The organism is Bacillus sp. J33 (assembly GCF_000518885.1).
In the GTDB taxonomy this organism is placed as follows: Bacteria; Bacillota; Bacilli; order Bacillales; family Cytobacillaceae; genus Cytobacillus.
Map to the genome: position 1 here is coordinate 56,683 of NZ_JAEL01000012.1, position 19,710 is coordinate 76,392.

Annotated in this window: 19 protein-coding genes and 1 pseudogene; 17 read left to right on the forward strand and 3 right to left on the reverse strand. The window is 35.7% G+C overall.

The genetic code is table 11. The annotated features are described in order from the left end of the window. Nucleotides 1-111: 111 nt before the first annotated feature. From L634_RS0105600 to L634_RS0105635, 6 genes are all read left to right on the forward strand, one after another. Nucleotides 112-1,407 (forward strand): IS110 family transposase, encoded by a 1,296-nt coding sequence (locus L634_RS0105600; RefSeq protein WP_026581599.1) that lies wholly within the window; start codon nucleotides 112-114, stop codon nucleotides 1,405-1,407. A gap of 844 nt (nucleotides 1,408-2,251) precedes the next feature. Beyond that, a complete protein-coding gene (locus tag L634_RS0105615; protein ID WP_157452362.1) occupies nucleotides 2,252-2,665 on the forward strand; it encodes a hypothetical protein in 414 nt (137 codons plus the stop codon). A 497-nt stretch (nucleotides 2,666-3,162) separates the two neighbouring features. Beyond that, entirely contained in the window at nucleotides 3,163-3,735 is a 573-nt protein-coding gene (locus tag L634_RS0105620; protein WP_051428252.1) for a sigma-70 family RNA polymerase sigma factor, read from the forward strand. Beyond that, on the forward strand, nucleotides 3,735-4,811 hold the full coding sequence (locus L634_RS0105625) for a DUF4030 domain-containing protein (RefSeq protein WP_026581603.1): 1,077 nt from the start codon (nucleotides 3,735-3,737) through the stop codon (nucleotides 4,809-4,811). The genes L634_RS0105620 and L634_RS0105625 overlap by 1 nt, the downstream gene beginning before the upstream one ends. A 252-nt stretch (nucleotides 4,812-5,063) precedes the next feature. Next, a complete protein-coding gene (locus L634_RS0105630; RefSeq protein ID WP_026581604.1) occupies nucleotides 5,064-5,336 on the forward strand; it encodes a hypothetical protein in 273 nt (90 codons plus the stop codon). Nucleotides 5,337-5,429: 93 nt separating this feature from the next. Then, nucleotides 5,430-5,762 carry a hypothetical protein gene (locus L634_RS0105635; RefSeq protein ID WP_026581605.1) on the forward strand — a complete coding sequence of 111 codons (333 nt, stop codon included), beginning with the start codon at nucleotides 5,430-5,432 and terminating at the stop codon, nucleotides 5,760-5,762. Nucleotides 5,763-5,993: 231 nt separating this feature from the next. Here the strand turns inward: L634_RS0105635 and L634_RS0105640 are convergent, their stop codons facing one another. After that, nucleotides 5,994-6,395, reverse strand: coding sequence for a hypothetical protein (locus L634_RS0105640; protein ID WP_157452363.1), 402 nt, complete (start codon nucleotides 6,393-6,395; stop codon nucleotides 5,994-5,996). A gap of 378 nt (nucleotides 6,396-6,773) precedes the next feature. Between L634_RS0105640 and L634_RS0105645 the strand changes: the two genes are divergently transcribed. The 8 genes from L634_RS0105645 to L634_RS30665 all read left to right on the forward strand — a co-directional run bounded on the left by L634_RS0105645 (nucleotide 6,774) and on the right by L634_RS30665 (nucleotide 16,024). Beyond that, the gene (locus L634_RS0105645) at nucleotides 6,774-8,177 is read left to right on the forward strand and encodes a vWA domain-containing protein (protein ID WP_051428254.1); all 1,404 of its coding nucleotides are present in this window, start codon (nucleotides 6,774-6,776) and stop codon (nucleotides 8,175-8,177) included. 850 nt (nucleotides 8,178-9,027) lie between these two features. Continuing rightward, nucleotides 9,028-11,802 (forward strand): DUF3289 family protein, encoded by a 2,775-nt coding sequence (locus tag L634_RS0105650; protein ID WP_026581608.1) that lies wholly within the window; start codon nucleotides 9,028-9,030, stop codon nucleotides 11,800-11,802. Then, nucleotides 11,795-12,298: a hypothetical protein gene (locus L634_RS0105655; RefSeq protein ID WP_026581609.1), complete on the forward strand. Its 504-nt coding sequence runs from the start codon at nucleotides 11,795-11,797 to the stop codon at nucleotides 12,296-12,298. Before L634_RS0105650 ends, L634_RS0105655 begins: the two co-directional genes overlap by 8 nt. 425 nt (nucleotides 12,299-12,723) lie before the next feature. Then, nucleotides 12,724-13,464, forward strand: coding sequence for a class I SAM-dependent methyltransferase (locus L634_RS0105660; RefSeq protein ID WP_026581610.1), 741 nt, complete (start codon nucleotides 12,724-12,726; stop codon nucleotides 13,462-13,464). 419 nt (nucleotides 13,465-13,883) lie between these two features. Next, nucleotides 13,884-14,021 carry a hypothetical protein gene (locus L634_RS33310; protein WP_157452364.1) on the forward strand — a complete coding sequence of 46 codons (138 nt, stop codon included), beginning with the start codon at nucleotides 13,884-13,886 and terminating at the stop codon, nucleotides 14,019-14,021. 572 nt (nucleotides 14,022-14,593) lie between these two features. After that, the gene (locus tag L634_RS0105675) at nucleotides 14,594-14,842 is read left to right on the forward strand and encodes a hypothetical protein (RefSeq protein WP_026581612.1); all 249 of its coding nucleotides are present in this window, start codon (nucleotides 14,594-14,596) and stop codon (nucleotides 14,840-14,842) included. 47 nt (nucleotides 14,843-14,889) lie between these two features. Continuing rightward, the gene (locus L634_RS33765; protein WP_198029696.1) at nucleotides 14,890-15,429 is read left to right on the forward strand and encodes a CueP family metal-binding protein; all 540 of its coding nucleotides are present in this window, start codon (nucleotides 14,890-14,892) and stop codon (nucleotides 15,427-15,429) included. A 292-nt stretch (nucleotides 15,430-15,721) separates the two neighbouring features. Further along, nucleotides 15,722-16,024, forward strand: a complete 303-nt coding sequence (locus L634_RS30665) for an SCO family protein (protein ID WP_051428256.1) — start codon at nucleotides 15,722-15,724, stop codon at nucleotides 16,022-16,024. A 507-nt stretch (nucleotides 16,025-16,531) separates the two neighbouring features. On the opposite strand, the pseudogene L634_RS30670 reads toward L634_RS30665, so the two are convergent. Beyond that, nucleotides 16,532-17,235: pseudogene (locus tag L634_RS30670) on the reverse strand (HAD-IC family P-type ATPase); the annotation flags it as partial. Between L634_RS30670 and L634_RS0105715 the strand changes: the two are divergent. Beyond that, nucleotides 17,212-17,544, forward strand: a complete 333-nt coding sequence (locus tag L634_RS0105715) for an antibiotic biosynthesis monooxygenase family protein (protein ID WP_034262056.1) — start codon at nucleotides 17,212-17,214, stop codon at nucleotides 17,542-17,544. The pseudogene L634_RS30670 and the gene L634_RS0105715 overlap by 24 nt on opposite strands. A gap of 18 nt (nucleotides 17,545-17,562) precedes the next feature. Here L634_RS0105715 and L634_RS30675 read toward each other — a convergent pair whose 3' ends face one another. Beyond that, nucleotides 17,563-18,093, reverse strand: coding sequence for a superoxide dismutase family protein (locus L634_RS30675; RefSeq protein WP_051428258.1), 531 nt, complete (start codon nucleotides 18,091-18,093; stop codon nucleotides 17,563-17,565). 461 nt (nucleotides 18,094-18,554) lie between these two features. Here L634_RS30675 and L634_RS0105725 point away from each other — a divergent pair, with 461 nt between their 5' ends. Beyond that, on the forward strand, nucleotides 18,555-19,091 hold the full coding sequence (locus L634_RS0105725; protein WP_026581618.1) for an HAD-IIIA family hydrolase: 537 nt from the start codon (nucleotides 18,555-18,557) through the stop codon (nucleotides 19,089-19,091). A 148-nt stretch (nucleotides 19,092-19,239) separates the two neighbouring features. Further along, nucleotides 19,240-19,698 carry a GNAT family N-acetyltransferase gene (locus tag L634_RS0105730; protein ID WP_026581619.1) on the forward strand — a complete coding sequence of 153 codons (459 nt, stop codon included), beginning with the start codon at nucleotides 19,240-19,242 and terminating at the stop codon, nucleotides 19,696-19,698. Nucleotides 19,699-19,710: the final 12 nt, after the last annotated feature.

Here is a 19,710-nt window from a genome sequence, read left to right on the forward strand (position 1 = left end):
TAATGAAGGAAAATGGAGTTTGAACAAAAAAATAACCTCTTGGTAGAATGAGAGAGTCCTGACGCTGGCCAGCAAAAAGGACAAATCTCACAAATACCAGGAGGCCTTAAAATGAATTATAACCAGAATAAGAAGATTGCTCAAATATCTTCTCAAACTCTTATTATAGGAGTCGATATTGCTAAATTCAAGCATGTGGCACGTGCACAGGATTTTAGAGGAATAGAGTTTGGATCTCCGTGTCAATTTGAAAATACAAAAGAAGGATTTGAACATTTTCTAAAATGGATTTCGGAAATCAAAAAAGAACAGCGTATGGATAAAGTGATGGTTGGCATGGAGCCAACAGGTCACTATTGGTTTAACCTGGCCCATATTTTAAAAGAAAACGGGATTAAATTTGTCGCTGTAAACCCCTTGCACGTCAAGAAAAGCAAGGAGTTAGATGATAACTCACCTACCAAAAACGATGTCAAAGATGCCAAAGTCATAGCTCAGCTGGTCAAGGACGGAAGATATGCCGAACCTACGATACCGCAAGGTGTTTATGCCGAACTCCGTGTGGCAAAGAAAATACGCGATCTACTAACCGAAGACCTTCAAACAGTCCAAGGACAGGTACACAATTGGATTGACCGGTATTTTCCGGAATTCCTGTCGGTGTTTAAGAAGTGGGAAGGCAAGGCAGCGTTACAATTCTTAAAGCTCTATGCCTTGCCACATGAAATTGCTGAATTCAACGAAGATGAACTGCTAATCCATTTAAGAAAATCCGTATCCCGGAGTGTTGGAATAAACAAGATCCGGGAGTTAAAGCAAGCAGCCAGTAAATCCATCGGACTTCGACAAGGTGCTGAAATGGCCAGGCTAGAGCTAAAAACCATTCTGGCTAAGTATGAATTAATCCAATTACAGTTCGAAGAATTGGATGCAAAAATAGATGGTCTGCTTGATGAAATACCCGGTGTACCACAAATGTTAGCGATAAAAGGTGTGGGCAGGGATACTATTGCCGGCTTCTTTGCGGAAGTAGGGGATTTAAGCGACTACACTCATCCCCGGCAAATTATTAAGCTTGCCGGTTTAAGCTTAAAAGAAAATACATCCGGCAAGCACAAAGGACGAACGACCATCACAAAAAGAGGACGGAAGAAACTGAGGGCTCTGTTATTCAGGGTTTGTATGATTCTCGTCGCCAAAAATACAGCATTTAAGACATTGCATGCTTACTATACACAACGTCCGGATAATCCGTTAAAGAAGATGCAGTCCCTTATTGCCTTATGTAATAAACTGATTCGAATTTTCTTCAGTATTGGTAAAAAGCAATTTGAATTTGATGAAGGAAAGATGTTAAGGGATATTCCTCACCTTTCAGTAAAAAAGAACGCAGAAATGGCGGCTTAACTCTGGTTTAGTTTAGATAAGTAGTAGTTATTGTTCTTATAGATTTTGGAGACATTTGAAGCACGGATTAGTCGGCAAAGCAACTAAATTACGGGCCTGGACCCTGTGGGGCAGCATGGCCGACATCCACCTCATGGAAAGGTTGGACGAAGGAATTTGAGAGCGAAGACTCTGTGAGGTATGGGAGGGTAGACCTCCATGAGAAATGTGGACATCCACCAGTGCGCTCATATTTTGACTTATCCACCAATTTTTGTAATAGGTTGGTTAGTGGGTTATAATTCTTTTTTCTTTAAGGGTCCAAATATATCCTTTCAAGTGATAAATCTCCAACAACAAAGGACTTACCGGCAGGTAATTAACTATGAAAATCTAAGAAAACAAGAGTAAACAGCCGTTTTCGCTTCTTTTATTGAGGGAGGATAATGTAAGAAGGGAATCAATTTATATTGATTACAAGAAGTAGGGACTTGATAAGTGAAATCAATGAAAAAAGTGAATTATAAACCCGAAGGAATGAAAACAATCAATCCATATTTAATGGTGGAAAATGTAGGAAAAAAGGGCGCTATTCTGTAACAAGGATAAGCGCTCATTTTTCATTTTAGGGCCAGATTGTTTAATAAGAAGAGTCATTAAGAAATCCTTCCATATTTGCAATAAATAGTGTGAAATTACACTAAAAGAGCAGGGTGTGAAAAAATGGAAGGGGATTCAGTATGTTGAAAAGGTGGATAATTTGGTTTATTAGTTTGCCGATTTTTCTAATTACCGGATATTTATGGTAATCAAGATTGAAATTGGTTGTTTAAATACTGTATTTTTTAAAAAGGAGGCGCCTGTTTTGATGAATGAGAAGAACTTAAAGATTATATTAGGGGTAATTTCAATTCTTACAGGACTTATTTATGTAATGGGTGTTTATGGACCAACTGAAGCCGAAGTTTCTACTTGGGGTCTTTTAGCAATGATTATGGGCGGTTTGATGGTCTATTTTGGAATTGATAAAGGGAATAAAACTACTTTTATTTCAATACTAATTGTAATTCTCTTATCCATTATTCAAATTCCAGCTATTATTCTTTGGTTTATTTTTTCTGGTAGCAGTATATCAGATGGCACCCCACCAAGTTATTTTGTTGCAAACTGGATTTATGCTACACCACATATCTTTATCGTACTTTTAGGATTGTTGTTCATTTTAGTATCATTTAAAACGAAAAGGAATTTAATAGTGCAAGAATCCAATAACAAGTAAAAACTTAGATTCCTTATGTGAATAATAAAAGGTATAAATATATAACTCTTACTTTATTCAACAAACGGGCGCAATTCTGGAGTAAAGAATTGTGCCTTTCTATATGAAAAGGGCCAGATTCTTGAATAAGAGAAGGAAATATTAGAAAGTGAATCGAAGCCCTAAGTTAATGAATTAACGAGCAATTTCTTTCTTTATAGAGGGAGTTGAACAAACCAACAAAAAGCCGGTTTCTTAAAACATTGAGAGGATCTGCTTTTTTTGATTGAAAGTAGCTTAATGATGTAAATGTATTTACCGGAATATACCAATAAACCTCTATTTTTAGCTCTGTAATATCAATTTAACTAATCAAAATAATTCCCTTTATATTTTACAAAGATTAAATTGCGAATAAAAATAATGTGGTTTTCTGCTTTGACCAAAATTATGAGACTAAAAATGAAACCAAAAATAATATGGCCATGTCTAAAGAGTGAAAGAAAGGAGGTACATCAGTGGGAGATAAAGAATTGCATGAAATTTACCAAAATGACGAAATTGATATCAATTATCAAGATAAAGGAATAGTAATCGATCAACTAATGGACTTATACGCGGAAAAGGTTTACCTACTGGCTTATTCATTTGTAAAGGATAGAGGTTTAGCCGAGGACATTTCACAAGAGGTTTTCCTAAAGGTTTATAAGTATCTAGATAGTTTTAGAGGAGAGGCGGCTTTAAAATCCTGGATATATCGCATCACTGTTAATACTTCCAAAGATTTTTTAAAGAAAAAGAGCATGAAGCAACTGCTATTAGAGAGTAGCTTTCTTGAAAATTTCAAGAGAACCGAAAGCGCTGAAACCTCTTTTCTTAAAGCTGTCCGAAATGAACAGCTTTTACAAACAATCTTAACTTTGCCAATGAAATATCGGGAAGTAATTGTACTCCATTATTTTTTTGATATCAAAGTTAATAAGCTTTCTTCGGTATTGGATTTAAATACAAATACTGTTAAAACAAGGATTTCAAGAGGACGAGACATACTGAGACGGAAATTTGAAGCAAAGGAAGGAGATGTATTTTAGTGGAAAGAGAGCTTAAAAAGATACATGAACATTACCGTAAAAATTATTTCAATGAAGAAATAGCCGATCGGATCAAAGGTAAAGTTCATCATGATATTAGAAACGCAGACATGATCCAACTGGAGAAAAAGCAGCGACAAAGCATAGCGAAAAGAATATCTTATGTTACTGCTGCCTGCTTAGTATTATTCGGGCTCTTCATTGGATCCGCATTTGTATCACCAGCAATTGCGGAAGTGGCCTCCAAAATACCATTTTTAAATAAGATTTTCGAACAGAAGCCTATTCATGAAGTTTTAATGGAGAAACTTAAGGATAAAGGCTATGATATTTCTGGAGCTGGCTATAGTGTTCAAGGGAAAACATATCATGTAACAGTAAAAGGATCAGAGGAATATTACAATCAAGTAAAGGCAGAAATAAAAAAAATCACAGAAGATGTCATTTCTTCAAGAGGATATGATGATTTTAAGGTTGAAGTAGGGAAAGAGCGGACAATTGAGCCGGGTGTTAATCCAGCAAATGACCCTAAATATCGAGATAGTGAACTTGCGTTTGATGTATTGAAAGAGGTTGTGCCGAAATTACAGCAGCAAGGCTACAAAATTCATACTTATGGTGGTGGCTATACGGCTCCAAATGCTAAAGTTATTAGGTTAGATTTGGACATCGAAGACACAGAAAAACGTACAGATGAAATAGAGAAAGCAATCCTTGAAGGCATTAAAAAGCAGGATATTAAAAAAGAAGTTACGATTAAATTCCATCCATTTAATGTTCAAAAAAGGGAAATTGAGAATAGATGGACCAGTGATGTATTGCCAGTCATTTGGGAAGGCATGTTAAGTAAAAAAGAGTACAAAACAAAAGGCGTCGGGTACTCCTATAAGAAAGGCACTTTTAACATTTTAATAACAACAACAATGGATAAGTCAGACAACGAAGCACCTGAACTAGCAGACAAAATCGAAATAGTAATTCACGAATTCCTACAATCAGAAGACTTAAAAGATATCGTTGGTGACACTCCTTATAAAATTGTCGTTCGAGATAAAGATGGTAAGGATATTAATTAAAAAACAAGGCGAAACATCCACTATCGAGTATGGGCTAACAAAATAGAGCATCACTTATTCAGTTATCGGGCGGATTTATGGAGTATCGATAAAAGCCCAACTTCTCAATTTTAATGCTGAGGAATTGGGCTTTTTATATTGGAATTCCTTACTTAACGTTGTAAATCCGTTTTCCTGGCGCTACTCCTGTAATAAGAACCTAAAGAGAGATGGAACATTATGGTACAATTTGCAATTAAGGAGGGATATATAATGTACGCCATTTTTCGTTGGATTGTTTTTATTTTTCTTGTATTCATTACATTTTTAATGGTATACAAAGGATTGGAATTATGGTCTCTTGGAACAAATGTTGATGGTGACGGTATTGGAATACACTTTTTAGGATTAGAAATAAATGACCGAGTATCAGAAGGGAGTATTCCTACATATGCAGTTGGTTTCTTTGTTGCTAGTTTCATTGCTTTATTGATTGCCTTTACTCTTATAGGAAAAACTATTTTAAAGTTAAAAGCAGCAAGATAGTAGCTTTATTAAGTGGGATTTTCTTTCAATTAAATTTAATACATCGAGATAAAGGGTGTATTTATGTTTATGTATCAGGGGGAATGGTAAAAAATGAAAAATGATATTTTTACAAAAGTGATTTTAAGTGGGATATTAGTTAGTTTAATTGTAATAGCATTCAAGTTAAATACCAACGAGAACATTTCATCATCAACTCCGAATGTCGAAGTCAATAACCAAGGTGGGAGAGTCGTCCAGATTGCACCTAATAGAGTTGGGGTTATTGACACAGGACATGGTAGTGGTTGGGAACAACTGGTTGTTTTTGAATATAATCCAGATACAAAAAAGTTTGAAGTGGTTAGTTCCTTAACCTATGAGGATTATTTTAATCACCCTGAAGATTATGGTATTCCAGTAAGAGATGATAAATATGGAAACTAATTTGTTATTAAACAAAATGGCCAATAGTGAAAGGCCATTATTAATGGCTTTGAGATTATCTTGAAATCGAGTCTTCTGTTAAAGGGCGTTATTCTGGAACAAGGATAAACGCTCATTTTTCATTTTAGGGCCAGATTAAATTAGGCTTTTTAATATTGAATTTCCTTAACGTTGTAAATCCACCTGACACTAGCCCTAAAACATTAAAAAGGATTAAGAGGTATAGAACAATTAATCTTCGTTCCTTTCTTTTAATGAAAATTCTTTCAGAATGTTCACTCCATCTAATATTATTAAGGTTGAGTCAAATGCTAATTTTTCAATACTTTTTAGATCGATATCATTTTTAATTCTATATTCAACATGAAATGACCCCTCTTTACCGGGTTCTATGCTACCGGTTCCTCCATAACCCATTGGAGTCATTTTAATGAACTTGCTACCTCTTACCAATTCCATTTTGGAAGCTAACTTTTTGTTGGGTCTTATAACTATTTCAAGTCCGTAATAATTGTGCCCAGGATAATCAAATTCACTATTTATAGGGGTTGTACCTGTATTTTTCAATTTAATATCATAACGAAGAATTTTTTCTGCTTTAATAATAGTGGTTTCAATATTCGATATTTCCAATTGATCTGCTCTGTCAAATCCAGTAAGTGGAATTAATGTGATAAGCAAAATAATGAATATTAATTTTCTAATTATAGTTCAATCCTTCCTATATAAAATAAATTCGGATATAGTATTTACGTTAAAATTAGGGTTATTCAACAAACCCGTTCAAGAAGCACAATCGTTATTCCGTAAAAGGGCGCATTTCTTGAATAAGAGATGTGCTTTTTCATGAAAAGGGCCAAATTCTTAAATAAGACATTCTTTTTATTGTTGGTGAATTGTGCTGATATTTGAATAACTGTACTTATAAAACCAGAATATTCTTGTACATGATCAGTAGAACTATTGTAAAATAATAGAAGTGTTCATTACATAGGGAGGATAATTAAGAGTATGAAAGATTATAAACTTATAGCAGGCTGTTTTTCTCTAATTTTATTACTGCTTCTGCTAGGAGGGTGCTCCGAGAAGAGTGAAACAAATGCTGATAGCCCGAAACCATCTAAGAAAGAAAAGATAAATGAAACCATTCCAGTAGCCCCAAGAGATTTAGAGGCAATGATTGCGCAAAAGCCAGGTATTCTCGTTAAAGAGCATTTGGATCCTGAACTAGAAGTGCTGAATGGCTGGGATGCTAATAAGTATACTGAATTTCTAGATAAGACATTTAAACCGTTAGTAGAAAAAGAGCTCCAAGCTTATTTTGAGAAGAATAAAGATTTAACAAGCGACAAAGTCTATGATTTACTCGTATACCAGCTTGGTTCTGGCCAATACAAAACCTATTACGATGAATTGGGTGCCTTTGAGCACGGGCATGAAATGCCGGAGCTTCCTGAAGGGGAAGAGGAAATTGAAATCGCAAAGAAACAGAAAACGAATGTGGTTATTTTAATAGACGCTAGCGGAAGTATGAATGCAGAAGTATCGGGTGGAGTAAAAATGGAGCTTGCAAAAGAGACAATTAAGCAATTTACAGATGAACTGCCAGAGGACGTCAACGTTTCTCTCCTTGCATATGGACACGTAGGTTCTGGAAGTGATGCTGATAAAGCCAAGTCCTGCAAAGCCATTGATGTTGTCTACCCACTAAATTCTTATAATAGCGACGCCTTCAATAAAGCAATAGATTCCTTTCAAGCTAATGGATGGACCCCTCTTGCAGGTGCAATGGAAAAAGCAAACGAACTCCTCTCTTCTTATAATAAAGAAGAATACAAAAATATTGTATACATTGTGAGTGATGGCATCGAAACCTGTGACGGTGACCCCATTGAAGCGGCCAAAAAATTAAATGACAGTAATATTGAAGCGAAAGTCAATATTATCGGATTTGATGTCGATGATGAAGGACAAAAGCACCTGAAACAAGTAGCTGAAGCAAGCGATGGAAAATATGCAACCGTTCGTGATAAGTCAGAGCTTGAGGACCTCGTACTGAAGAAATGGAAACCAAGCATTTTCCAAGTTTTCTCGACACAAGGGATTTTACTGCACGAAACGGTTGATCAAATGGAACGTTTAAACCAACTATATCTTCCTTTATATACGGCTTCTGAGCGTGAACAAAATCGAATCACAAGCGCCGTTTATTATCTGCAGGATAATGATTTCATCTCCCGAGAAATTGGCGAACAAGTCATAGACCAAGCAGAACAAATGCATAAGATTCGCCATAGCCAGTTTGAAGAAATTAGAAATCAAAAAGAGACAGAAGCACAACAGGCAAGAGATGAAATCGACGCTAAGGTAAAGGCATGGAAAGACAAGTGGTATAAAGAATTAGAAAAAGAGTAGGACAAAGAAGGACTTAAATGCGTACAAAAAAGGCGCTATTTGAGTAATAGGTTCTGTTTTCGAGTACAAAGCTTAAATAACATTACAAAAAGTTGGTTTGAAATAAAGTCGCACCGTTTTAAACAAAGTTTAACCGTTTATAAAAAAGTTTGATCAAAAATCCTGTATTGCAGGATTTTTTTCTTATTCAACAAAAGGGCCATTTTCTTGAACAAAAGTTTTGAAGAAAATTGGCTATATATAGGTTCAATCTCTAAAGAAAGATCATTAATTCATAAGTCTGATAAAAATATTTAGGAAGTATTTACCTTATAATCCATATTTTTAATCTGTAAACTAATACTTAGTTGATAAGATTATTTTTGAGGGAGGAAAGGAGAAAAAAATTAATTTATCCCTCAAGGAACTATAAGAGCCTATTACTGTTTATTTTATGCTCTTCAATGCTTTTTGCATTTTCGACACAGTCTAAGGACGAAAAAGCCTCATCCCCTGACACGTTTCATATAAACGGTTGGGGAGCGAAACGGGATTATTCATTGGTTTACAGGCCGAAAATATATTGGGTCAAAGATTTATTTATGTTCGGAAATTTAAAAAGACAAGACACATAAATATTAGGTGCTTTCTGATTTAATAATTTTCGGAAAATTCGGCATTTTTATTTTGGGGATATATTCCCATCATTTACTTTTGATAAGTACCGAACTAGCTGCTATTAGAAAAATAACACTTGTAAAGGAGTTGATTTAATGACATTATCTCAAGGATTTTGACAATATTTCTTTGGATGGGAACTACGATATCGTATATAGGTTAAATTAATATTTTTATAGAGGAGATTAATGCGGTGGAAAATAAAGTAAAAATTATGATGAGGTTTTTATTGATTTTTGCAATGATTTTCGGCGGATCTGGGCAAGCGGTGGTGGCCAAGGGCAATAACCTTGCAAATCAAGGAAAAAATAAGAATTCTAGTGAGCAAAATGTAAGACAGTGGTTAAGTGAATATGAATTCTATGAGGACACTAGAATTGCAAAAATCTATGATCAGACTGCAATAAATGAATTAAAGCGTTTCGTAAAAGTCCTAAAAGAAACGAATGCTAAGTTTGATTCTGAACTGATAGCAGAAATGGATGAAACCGGAGACTTTAAACAAGAAGATATGAATGAACTTGATGTACTTCAACAATTGATTAACCAATATGAACAAGCTGTTCAGGAGGAGTACATACAAGAGGTGGCTCTTAAAAGTGATCTGCTCTTGGAAATCAAACATAAGCTAACCATATTTCTATGGGGGTATGTCACAAAAAACGATTTTAATGAACCAACGGAAGTATTACTTGCAGATATACTCTTTAATTTTTACTTATCGGATAAAATTGTCAATAAAAATGCAATCGGCATCTTAAAGGATATCTCCGATCAAGCAGATCACAATGGAAATAAACTAAAAGCTCATTTGAATAACGCTGTGAAAATGTCTGAAAAAGGTAATGAATTTCTAGAAAAAGATCTGGCTATCCCTGCATCAAAATCCTATCAAAATGCATATAAACAAGTATTATTCGGATTTGAAAAATCAGATTATTCATTTAATGCGGAATTATTTGAATCTACCGATGATACGGATGGTGACACGATAACAGATGGAACAGAATTTCTGGAGGGAATGAATCCATTTAAAAAGGATACAGATGGTGATGGGTTGCATGACAATATAGAATATGAGGTTAAATCATCTATTTCCCCGACAAAAAATGATTCAGATCGTAATGGCATAAGTGATGCAGATGAAGATATCGATGAAGACGGCCTGAATAATATAGACGAGCAAGCTTATCAAACAAGTTTGATTAAGGGAGATTCCGACCAAGATGGTTTAACGGATGGATTTGAAGTACATCAGTTCGATTCATTACCGAATAAGGAAGATACAGATAACGATGGGGTAAGTGATGGAGATGAAGATGCTTTAAAGACAAATCCGAATGCTGCAGACAGCGATAATGACGGAATCGAGGATTCACAAGAACTCTATAAACAATCAATTAGTAAATCATTGATTCAGCCTGATAAATCAGAAATTAAAAGCGTAGAAGTTCGGTTTGGCGCAAAGGGGAATATTAATAAAACAACTAGAATTAGCAGCACAAACAACGTAAATTTTAAAACAACTAATTTACACGGTGTTATCGGTTCTCCTGTAAGCATCAATACGCAATCAGAATTTGAGAAAGCAAGCATTACGTTTACTTATGATGAAGCGAAGCTGGGAGACACGCAGGAAGATGATCTAGCCATCATTTGGTACAATGAAGACGAGGAAATGTTTGAAAGCTTTAACGCTGTACTAGATAAAAGTAAAAATACAATAAGTGTGGAAACGACTCACTTTGGTGAATATCTGGTTGTTGATAAGGCAAAATGGCTGGAGCTTTGGAATAGGGAAATAGACTACTCAAGGACGGATGGTGCAGCAACGGGAACAGGTGGAGAGAACGATCCAGCTGCAAGCAGCGATAGGTTGAAGACAATAGTCTCTAGCGATGATTCAGGTGAGGGAGAGATAGATACAAAAGATTCAGATGGGGATGGCTTATACGACATCTATGAAACTGAAGGAATGAAAACACCATACGGTATCATTTACTCAGATCCTAACAAGAAAGATAGTGACGGAGATGGATTAACCGATGGACAAGAAATGGGGCAATTAAAATCATTCACGTTTGAAATTTTTGGAATTGAAATTCATTTTGAAGGCTTCTTTCCAACCAGTTTCCCTGACCAAAAAGATAGTGACGGAGATGGAAAGCTGGATAATGAGGATTTGAGACCGTTGTACTCTGATTTTACCGATACAGTCATTTATCAATCTGATAGGCCAGAAGGATATGATGAAAACGGAAATGTAGCGAATGATATGAAAACAAATGATTATACAGAAGATGAAATAAAAGACATTAGCTGGATGTTCAGGCTCCAATTACTTGAATCTTATTTCCCGAGTATTCTCTTTTATGAGTTCGAGGATATGTCAACAAGCTTGTTTTCCATGGGAAATATGGAAGATGTTATTTTAGATATGATTGATCATTTTGAGGAGGGAACTGGTACAGAGTACAGAAACGAGACTTTAACTAAAGAAGCAAGTGAGCATGAAACAACGAAAGCCTATGTTGAATTTGTCAAAAATGCCTTAGTTGATGAGCTAGAGAAAAATGGAGGCAATTTGGCAGCACTTAAGTTTGATGAAAGTACAAAGAGTACAAATGATTTTTATAATTTTATACAGAGAAATGCTAGCTACCCGACGTTTAGCACTTGGAGTGATCGAGTAGGCGGACTTACCATTACAGTAAATGATACTTGGGGTAATACGGTAACCGTAAAAGATTTTTCTGTAGAGGACAATCACTTTGAAGGAGTAATGCGTGTGCGTTTATACGATCATTTTGGGTTGGATCAGCCAGATGTTGAGAAGGTGTATGTCAACTTAGCAGGATTCCGTTCCTGGTTTGTCTTACAGCATTATGATGAATATGATGGGAAATATAAGCCCTTTGTTTCTGTAATGGAAATGGATATACCATTTGAGGGAGAATTGAGTGATTAAAATTAATTTAAAATTTATAGTTTTAATGATTGATATAGTCTTAATTCTCTTAATTGGGTGTACAAAGAATGAGGAAACAAAGGTTTTCGAAATTGACAATACAGAAGAGATCTTTGGTAAAAAGGATGAAGAAGAGGTGACTGTTAAAAAGCATTATATGATTCTAAATCCACCAAAAGATCTAATAGAATTGAAAGAATTAGTTGAAAAATACATTAACGAACATCCAGTTGAAGAAGACATGAAAGGAATAGAAGGCAAAAACATGATTTTTGATCTGTCCTTTTATAGGGAAAGTGAGGATTTGCCAAGAGACTGGCAGCCTGATGAAAGTTACATGAATACAGATCGGCTAGAACATCATAAGAATGATCTAATTGCATATATAATTTGGTCAGATGCTGAACCACAAAAAGAATACAATGTTTATGATAAAAATAAGGAAGGAAAGGTAATTAAGAGGATGCGTTTTATTGAGGATCAGCTTGTTGAATGATACACTATCTATACACTAAAATAAAAAAAATGGATATTGTTAGAAACTACAACAGGAATACTACATGATAGACTGGGGCCACTATGAATATTATTCATAGTGGCCCTCATTATTCGAATCGTTTCCATATCCTATTAAAACTTTAATATTCCATAATTCCGGCTAATATAATTTTTTCTTTGTTCCATTAAATAAATGGCGCGTTTATCGAATAATTCGTCTTTTCGTGTATCGGGCCATTTTAATTGAATTAGGCTAATTAGGCTTGAAGGGGTTAAAGACAATGTGTTTTTATAAAATATAGTTTAAAGAAAAAATAATGAGGTGAAAGGAATGGTAAGAAGGAGACGTGCAGCCTTCCTAAAATAGATGTATGTAATGTTCTTTTTAGGAAGGCTATCTTAATAATAGGAGATGTATTAACGATGAAACAAAATAAATATGATGATCCAAATTTCTTTTCTGCGTATGAACAAATGCCACGATCAGTTAAAGGACTTGTAGGTGCTGGAGAATGGCATATATTAAAAGAACTAATACCGGATCTTAAAGATAAAAATGTACTCGATTTAGGTTGTGGTTTCGGTTGGCATTGCCGATATGCTCGTGAGCAGCAAGCAAGCTCCGTAACAGGTGTTGATATATCTAATAAAATGATTCAAAGAGCCCGCGAAATGACAAATGATCCTTTAATTTCGTATGTAATAGCGCCAATTGAAGACATCGATTTTTCAAAATCCCAATTTGATGTGGTAATCAGTTCGTTGGCTTTTCACTATATTAAGTCGTTTAAAACAATTTGTGAAAAAGTTTATGATTGTCTAATGCCTGGGGGAAGCTTCGTTTTCTCAGTTGAACATCCAATTTTTACTTCTCGGAATGAACAAGATTGGTATTATGATGACCAAGGGAATCGTCTGCATTGGCCAGTTGATAATTATCAATCAGAAGGAGTGCGTAAAACAACATTCTTAAATGAGAATGTTACAAAATACCATCGTACGATTTCAACATATTTAAATAACTTAATTGACACTGGTTTTATTATAAGAGCAGTAAAGGAATCAGTTCCTTCTGATGAAATGTTAAAAAGTATTCCTGGAATGAAAGATGAGACCCGAAGACCTATGTTTTTAATGATCTCGACAGAAAAAGAAAATTGCTGATAGGATTTTCTGCAATAACTGAACGTCAAGAAAAATATCTTGGATGAATCCTCCGCTATAGGGCGCGATTGCTAAATAATAAGCAATTGCTTTTTCACTAAACGGATCAGATTAATCTATAAATGATTGGATGAAATAATTAAGAAACCCAGCTACCTTCATGAGAAGATTAGGTGAGTTCACAGGGTAATTGTCATAGACCGCAAAGGAGTAGATAAGTGGAGAGTTGGGAGACACAGCAGCAAATTGCATGTACTCTTTAAATTGTTTCTAGGGTTCGTTTCTTAATAACTCTGATAAAGAGCCTTGTGAATTACCGGTGGAAAAAAATGTGGATCTTACTTCAAGGGACATAAAATCTTCGTTACTGCTACATACTATTTTTAACAAAATATTTTAATGAATTGAGGTTTTTGAAAATGGATGAAACGAGAACTACAAATCAAGTAGAAGAAGTAAATAAACACCTTAAAGAAATTCCTAAGGAAGCCGAAGAAAGAAGAATTGAAAAACAGCCTCAAACTGGTAAAAACGAGAAAGCCATTGAGCCGTTTTAAGCCCATCAGACCTGTAGGAAAGCCTCCAGGTCTGATCTGGGATACGAACGGCAAACCGAAGAATCTTGCTGACCACAAATATCATAAGCAAAAAAATAGCCTAGGAGGAATTTTTACTCTTTGCTGTTCTATTCGTCGTTATGTCAGCAAATGTTTCAGCTGCAATATGGTTTTTGTTTCGGATGATATCGGCGTGAGTAAGGCGGAGATTGTAAAAATTGTAAATTAACTGGAAGGCATACCGATTAAAAAAACTATGACTATTATTCCAATACCTATACTTCTTCCATAATAGGGCGCTTATCTGGAGCAAGGATAAGCGCTCGTTTTCAATTTTAGGGCCAGATTCTTGGACGGTTCTTTGTTGAAGGAAGCGAACAGATCGTTTGATGTTAACGGAACCATTAAGAATGGCGCAATTAATTTCCATTTTGTTAATTAATTGTGGCTTAGCAATCTTTTTTTTCCGAAGAAAAAAAGTGAATAGTATTAATTGAAATTGGTTTTTCTCCTTATTTCCTTCAAATTTATTTTATAAAATGGTTCTATCAATAAAATAGGAGTGAAGATCAATGAAAAAGAAAATTGCTTTAGTCTCATCGTTTGCCTTGGGATCATTACTGGTCGTTGGCCAGTTTACTTTTGCGGAAAAACCAGAAAATAATACAGGCATGATGAATGGCAATGGGATGGACAATATGATGAACATGATGAATGGCAAGGGAATGGAGAAGATGATGGAAGCAATGAAATCTCCAGAAGGGCAAAACATGATGAAAGCTTGCGGAGAATTTATGGAATCTTCTTTGATGGAGAAGTGAAAGAGCGATATAATAACATAGAGAAAAACACAAAGTGGTGACTATTAATGAAAATAAAAATCTTTACAGTTATTGGAATGGTTGCAGTTACCCTATTAGTGGCTTGTTCATCAGACACCGATAGTAGTGCATCGGACGAAAAAGAAGCAGAAAATATTAAGGAAATGGTGCAAGATTACACGATTGGCAACTTAAAAGCTGAGAGTGCTTCGATCACGGATAAGCATCTTATCGTAACTGACAGCAACAGTGATGAAGGTAAGGTAGCCTATTCTTTACCGGAAGACGAATTTTTTGTTTCCATCGCGCCGTACGTTAACAAAACTCATACCTGAACTACCCATAGCTTGACAGGTTGTCAAGGTGAGTTGGTAGAAAAAAAGTTTGATGTATATATTGAAGACATGGATGGCAACGTCGTGGTAAACGAAACATTGAAATCACAAGCGAACGGATTTATCGATCTTTGGCTTCCAAGAGGTAAATCGTATCAGATAAAGATTTCCAACGGCGGAAAAATCGCGGAGGCAGAGATCTCTACCTTCGAAGGCGACCCCACTTGCATCACTACCATGCAGTTGTCATAGGAACAAAACACCTGCACGTGTGGCTACAAACAAGGAATTCTAAAAAAGGTAGAATTTTCACTTTAGTGAGGGTTTCTGCCTTTTTGTATTTTTTAGGGAGATAAAGAGTAGTGAAATAAGGAATGTATTTTGAGGAAACAGACAAAGGCATGGAGAGTAATATCTAATAGAAGAATTAAGATCCAACACAGCAATGGACCCTTCATTAAATTAAAAGGAATAAAACGAGTTCATTACAATATGGCAAAACTTCAACAAATGTTAAAAGATGAAGGGAATAGAGGTTGAATTCGTGTCTTTTAGTGTGGATCCTGAGGAGGATACTCCTGAGAAGTTAAAAGAGTATGGTGCGACTTTTAATGCCGATTTTGAAAACTGGCACTTCTTAACAGGATATAAACAAGAAGAAATTAAAGATTTGGCTTTGGAAAGTTATAAAACAATTGTTCAGGATGATCCAAATTCTGATCAAGTTGTTCATGGAACAAGCTATTTTTTGGTTGACCAAGAAGGATACGTAGTAAAGGACTATTCAGGAACGAAAGATGTGCCTTATCAACAAATTATTCAAGACATTAAATCATTGACGAAATAGGTGAAAACATGAGGAAAGTTACAATAACAGCTTGGCTGGTGTTAATAGTAGGCATCGTTCTTTTATATGTTCCCGTAAATCTGAAACCTCCAAGTGATACACGGATTATACTGGAACATAACTATAAGACATATATCGCACCTCCATGTTTTGAAAGCTCAAACCCAACTAATTATATAGAGGAGACAAAGCTGCAAGAAGCTTTCAAGCAAAACTATAAGGCGCATTCGGAATGTACGATTAATGAATTAAAACCAGAAAAAAGTACGGTATTACACTCAATACTTTTAAAGCTAAACATCATTGAATCGAAGTGGGATTGGTGATCAATGGTTATTACAAAAAAAAGAGTGTAAATTTGTCTTTTTTAGAAAATAACCTATCGAAAGCACAGCTTGACCTGTGCCAATAACCAAAACATCTTATAACAAGAATGTCCCCTTTTAGAAAAAGAGCTTCCCATGAAAATGGGAAGCCCATAATTTATTTGTCTTTAATTCTGAGAAGTCAGAAGCCGTTTAGCGTTACAATAAGAGCCGCACCCATATCTGCAAAAATCGCAATCCAAAGTGTTAGCCATCCTGGAATAAAAAGAAGTAATGCGACGAGCTTTATCCCTAATGAAAATGTAATATTTTGCTTAATAATGCTAAGGGCATTTCTGCTTAACTTAACTGTAAACGGCAGTTTGCCAAGGTCATCTGCCATTAAGGCAATATCTGCTGTTTCGAGAGCCGTATCTGGGCCAGCTCCTCCCATGGCAATCCCAACCGTAGAAGCAGCCAATGCAGGAGCATCATTTACGCCGTCTCCGACCATTGCCACACGGTCATATTTTTTCTAAGATCTTTAATAAACGTTAATTTATCTTGCGGCAGCAATTCGGCTTTAATATCCGAAACGCCTACTTGATCTCCGATTGCGTTGGCGGTTCCTGTGTTATCACCAGTAAGCATAATCGTTTTTTGAATCCCCAAAGAGTGGAGATTTTCAATAACCTTAGTACTGTTTTCTCTTTACACATCCGCAACTGCAATCAAACCCAATACTTCCTTTGAGGTACCTGACACTATTACCGTTTTTCCTTGATTTTGAAGATGGGCAATTGTTGTTTTTAAGTCATCTGGTATACCTTTTGTTAATAGTTCCTCAAACAAATTCGGGCTTCCAACATAATATACCTTATTTTGAAAGTTTCCTTTACTTCCTTTTCTCCTAAACCACCGTATTATGCAGTGATATTTTCTTCGCAGCGAACTGAAGGTGACGGAGGTTATGGGAAAATGGCAGACAAAATAGTAGAGTTAGCTTCTAAACAGGAGGGTTACTTAGGCGGGGAAAGTGCTCGTGATGAGGGGTTGGGAAATACAGTGTCATACTGGGAATCACTAGGTGCGATAAAGAAATGGAAGGAAAATTCAGCACATCAAGTTGCCCAAGACAGAGGCAAAACAGAATGGTATAAAAAATTTGCCCTTAGAGTTTGTAAAGTGGAGAGAGATAATTTTATCGAAATGTAAAGTACCCCTTCCGCAAATTTAGTTTGGTAATAAAGGAAGGATTCTCTCTATCCCGTTCGATGCCTGAATCACGCCGCAAGCCAATCTCTTTCCGGCATCCCCTGCCGGCTGCGTACGGTAATCGTCGGGGTTCTGATGAATGATTACTGCTTTTCCGATCACATCGGCTGCGTTAAATTTATTGGTAAAGAAACACGTATACGCATAACCGTTATTGGAAAAGAGTACCGGGAAATCGCCGGAGTGATTGCCGTGCGGCTGATTTGTCGGATTCCAGTGCTCTCCTGCGGCCTGAAAAGGCTCCTTATGATCTCCTATTTGACAGCTGCCGTTTTCATGTAGATGAAATCCGTGCGGGCCGATTGGGTCATTGTTTTCCTGAGCAGGTCGATAAGGCGGGAGTCCGTAAATTTGCGCACAAACCATCGTTCCTCCCAGGACTTGTTGAAAAGATACGATTCCCCTGATATCAGGGGCTAGAGGGCCGCCGTTGACTTCAGCGTAAACTGAGTTCACCCGGTAATTGTAATATGAATGGTTGTAAAACATGTTATCCTTCTCCTTTCAATAATTAGTTCACATTTCGATTCATTGTATGCCTCCGCCTATAAATTCGTTATTCGAGTGCTACTTATTGTGTATGGAAATGCCAATACTCCAACGTCGGCAGTAAGAAATGCACGTGTGCCAATAAAATAATTATTGAATTAAATAATAATGTTTCATTTTATAAAGCTGTTAAAGTCGTTTTAAAACGCTGGGATTGTTATTCCATTATAGGGCTATAGGGCGTTTTTCCGAAAAAGAATCTGCGCCTATTTTGCATGAAAAGGGCCTGATTGTTGACCAACACGTTTAAAGGAAATTGGTAAAGGCGAAGAGGTTGTGAATGTTTTCACTTAAACTAACGGGCAGGTTAGTTTAATAAGAAGTTCCCAAAATACAGGAATTCATTTGAGCATTACAGAATATTTTTTATAAATAAATAGTGAGTTCGGGAGGAGTAAGTTATGAACATTCAAGCTGTTTTCATAGATAGAGATGGAACTATCGGGGGGAGTGATAAGGTTATTTATCCTGGAGAGTTTGAATTGTTTCCCAATGTTGCAGATTCAATACAGCATTTAAAAGACTCTGGGATATTAATCTTCTCTTTTACTAACCAGCCAGGTATATCCAAAGGAGAAGCAACAGTAGAGGACTTTGAAAAAGAACTTATTGAATTTGGATTTAATAAAGTTTACATATGTCCACATCAACATAATGAAGGATGTAATTGTAGAAAACCTTCTACTGGTATGCTGATTAAAGGTGCTGAGGAAAATAATTTAAAATTAGCTGAGTGTGTAGTTATAGGGGATAGATGGACAGATATGGTTGCAGCTAACGAGGCTGGCTGTATAAAAATATTAGTGAAAACAGGTTCAGGTACTGAAGCATATAATAAATACATAAACAGTGAGTTTTCTGATCATTGGGGTGAAGTTAAGCCCGATTATATAGCTGCAGATATAAATGATGCTGTTAAATGGTTAATGACAAACTAACAATATTTATACATTTAATTATTAATGGATGCGTTTCTACAATAAGTAGAGACGCTTTTTTACTAACGGGCAGTTTTGTTGAAGAAGGATTTTTTATATACTCTCGAGAAAGGTCTTAAATCAAATAAAGCTTTTTTCGGAGGAAGATATGGAAGAGTTTAAAGTGAAGCAATTAAAAAGTTTGTTTAATGTTGATTTAACCCATTTAGTTAAGGAAAGCAAAACAGAGGGTTTTCGATTTCTTGAAAGATTAGTTAATGATTATGAAAATGGCACTAATAACTTTAATAAACCTGGGGAATCTTTATATGGTTTGTTTAACAAAGAAGGTATACTAATTGCTATTGGAGGGCTTAATATAGACCCATTTTCAAATGATGAAAAAGTTGGACGGTTGAGAAGGTTCTATGTTTCTAAGGATTATCGAAGGAATGGTCTTGGAAGACTTGTGTTAACTCAAATAATTAACGATGCAAAACACTTTTATAAGGTTTTAGTACTTCATACAGATACAGAACAAGGAGATAAATTTTATACTTCCCTTGGATTTTCAAAGGCAAATATTTATCCAAATTCAACACATTATTTAAGCCTATTTAATATGTGAAATGGTGCGTTA

What these genes read in the sequence shown, in the direction of transcription:
- L634_RS0105725 (WP_026581618.1), top strand. Translation starts at nt 18,555, where the DNA reads ATGAACATTCAAGCTGTTTTCATAGATAGAGATGGAACTATCGGGGGG.
- L634_RS0105630 (WP_026581604.1), top strand. Translation starts at nt 5,064, where the DNA reads ATGTACGCCATTTTTCGTTGGATTGTTTTTATTTTTCTTGTATTCATT.
- L634_RS0105675 (WP_026581612.1), top strand. Translation starts at nt 14,594, where the DNA reads ATGAAAAAGAAAATTGCTTTAGTCTCATCGTTTGCCTTGGGATCATTA.
- L634_RS0105645 (WP_051428254.1), top strand. Translation starts at nt 6,774, where the DNA reads ATGAAAGATTATAAACTTATAGCAGGCTGTTTTTCTCTAATTTTATTA.
- L634_RS0105600 (WP_026581599.1), top strand. Translation starts at nt 112, where the DNA reads ATGAATTATAACCAGAATAAGAAGATTGCTCAAATATCTTCTCAAACT.
- L634_RS0105730 (WP_026581619.1), top strand. Translation starts at nt 19,240, where the DNA reads ATGGAAGAGTTTAAAGTGAAGCAATTAAAAAGTTTGTTTAATGTTGAT.
- L634_RS30675 (WP_051428258.1), bottom strand. Translation starts at nt 18,093, where the DNA reads ATGTTTTACAACCATTCATATTACAATTACCGGGTGAACTCAGTTTAC.
- L634_RS0105635 (WP_026581605.1), top strand. Translation starts at nt 5,430, where the DNA reads ATGAAAAATGATATTTTTACAAAAGTGATTTTAAGTGGGATATTAGTT.
- L634_RS0105660 (WP_026581610.1), top strand. Translation starts at nt 12,724, where the DNA reads ATGAAACAAAATAAATATGATGATCCAAATTTCTTTTCTGCGTATGAA.
- L634_RS33310 (WP_157452364.1), top strand. Translation starts at nt 13,884, where the DNA reads ATGGATGAAACGAGAACTACAAATCAAGTAGAAGAAGTAAATAAACAC.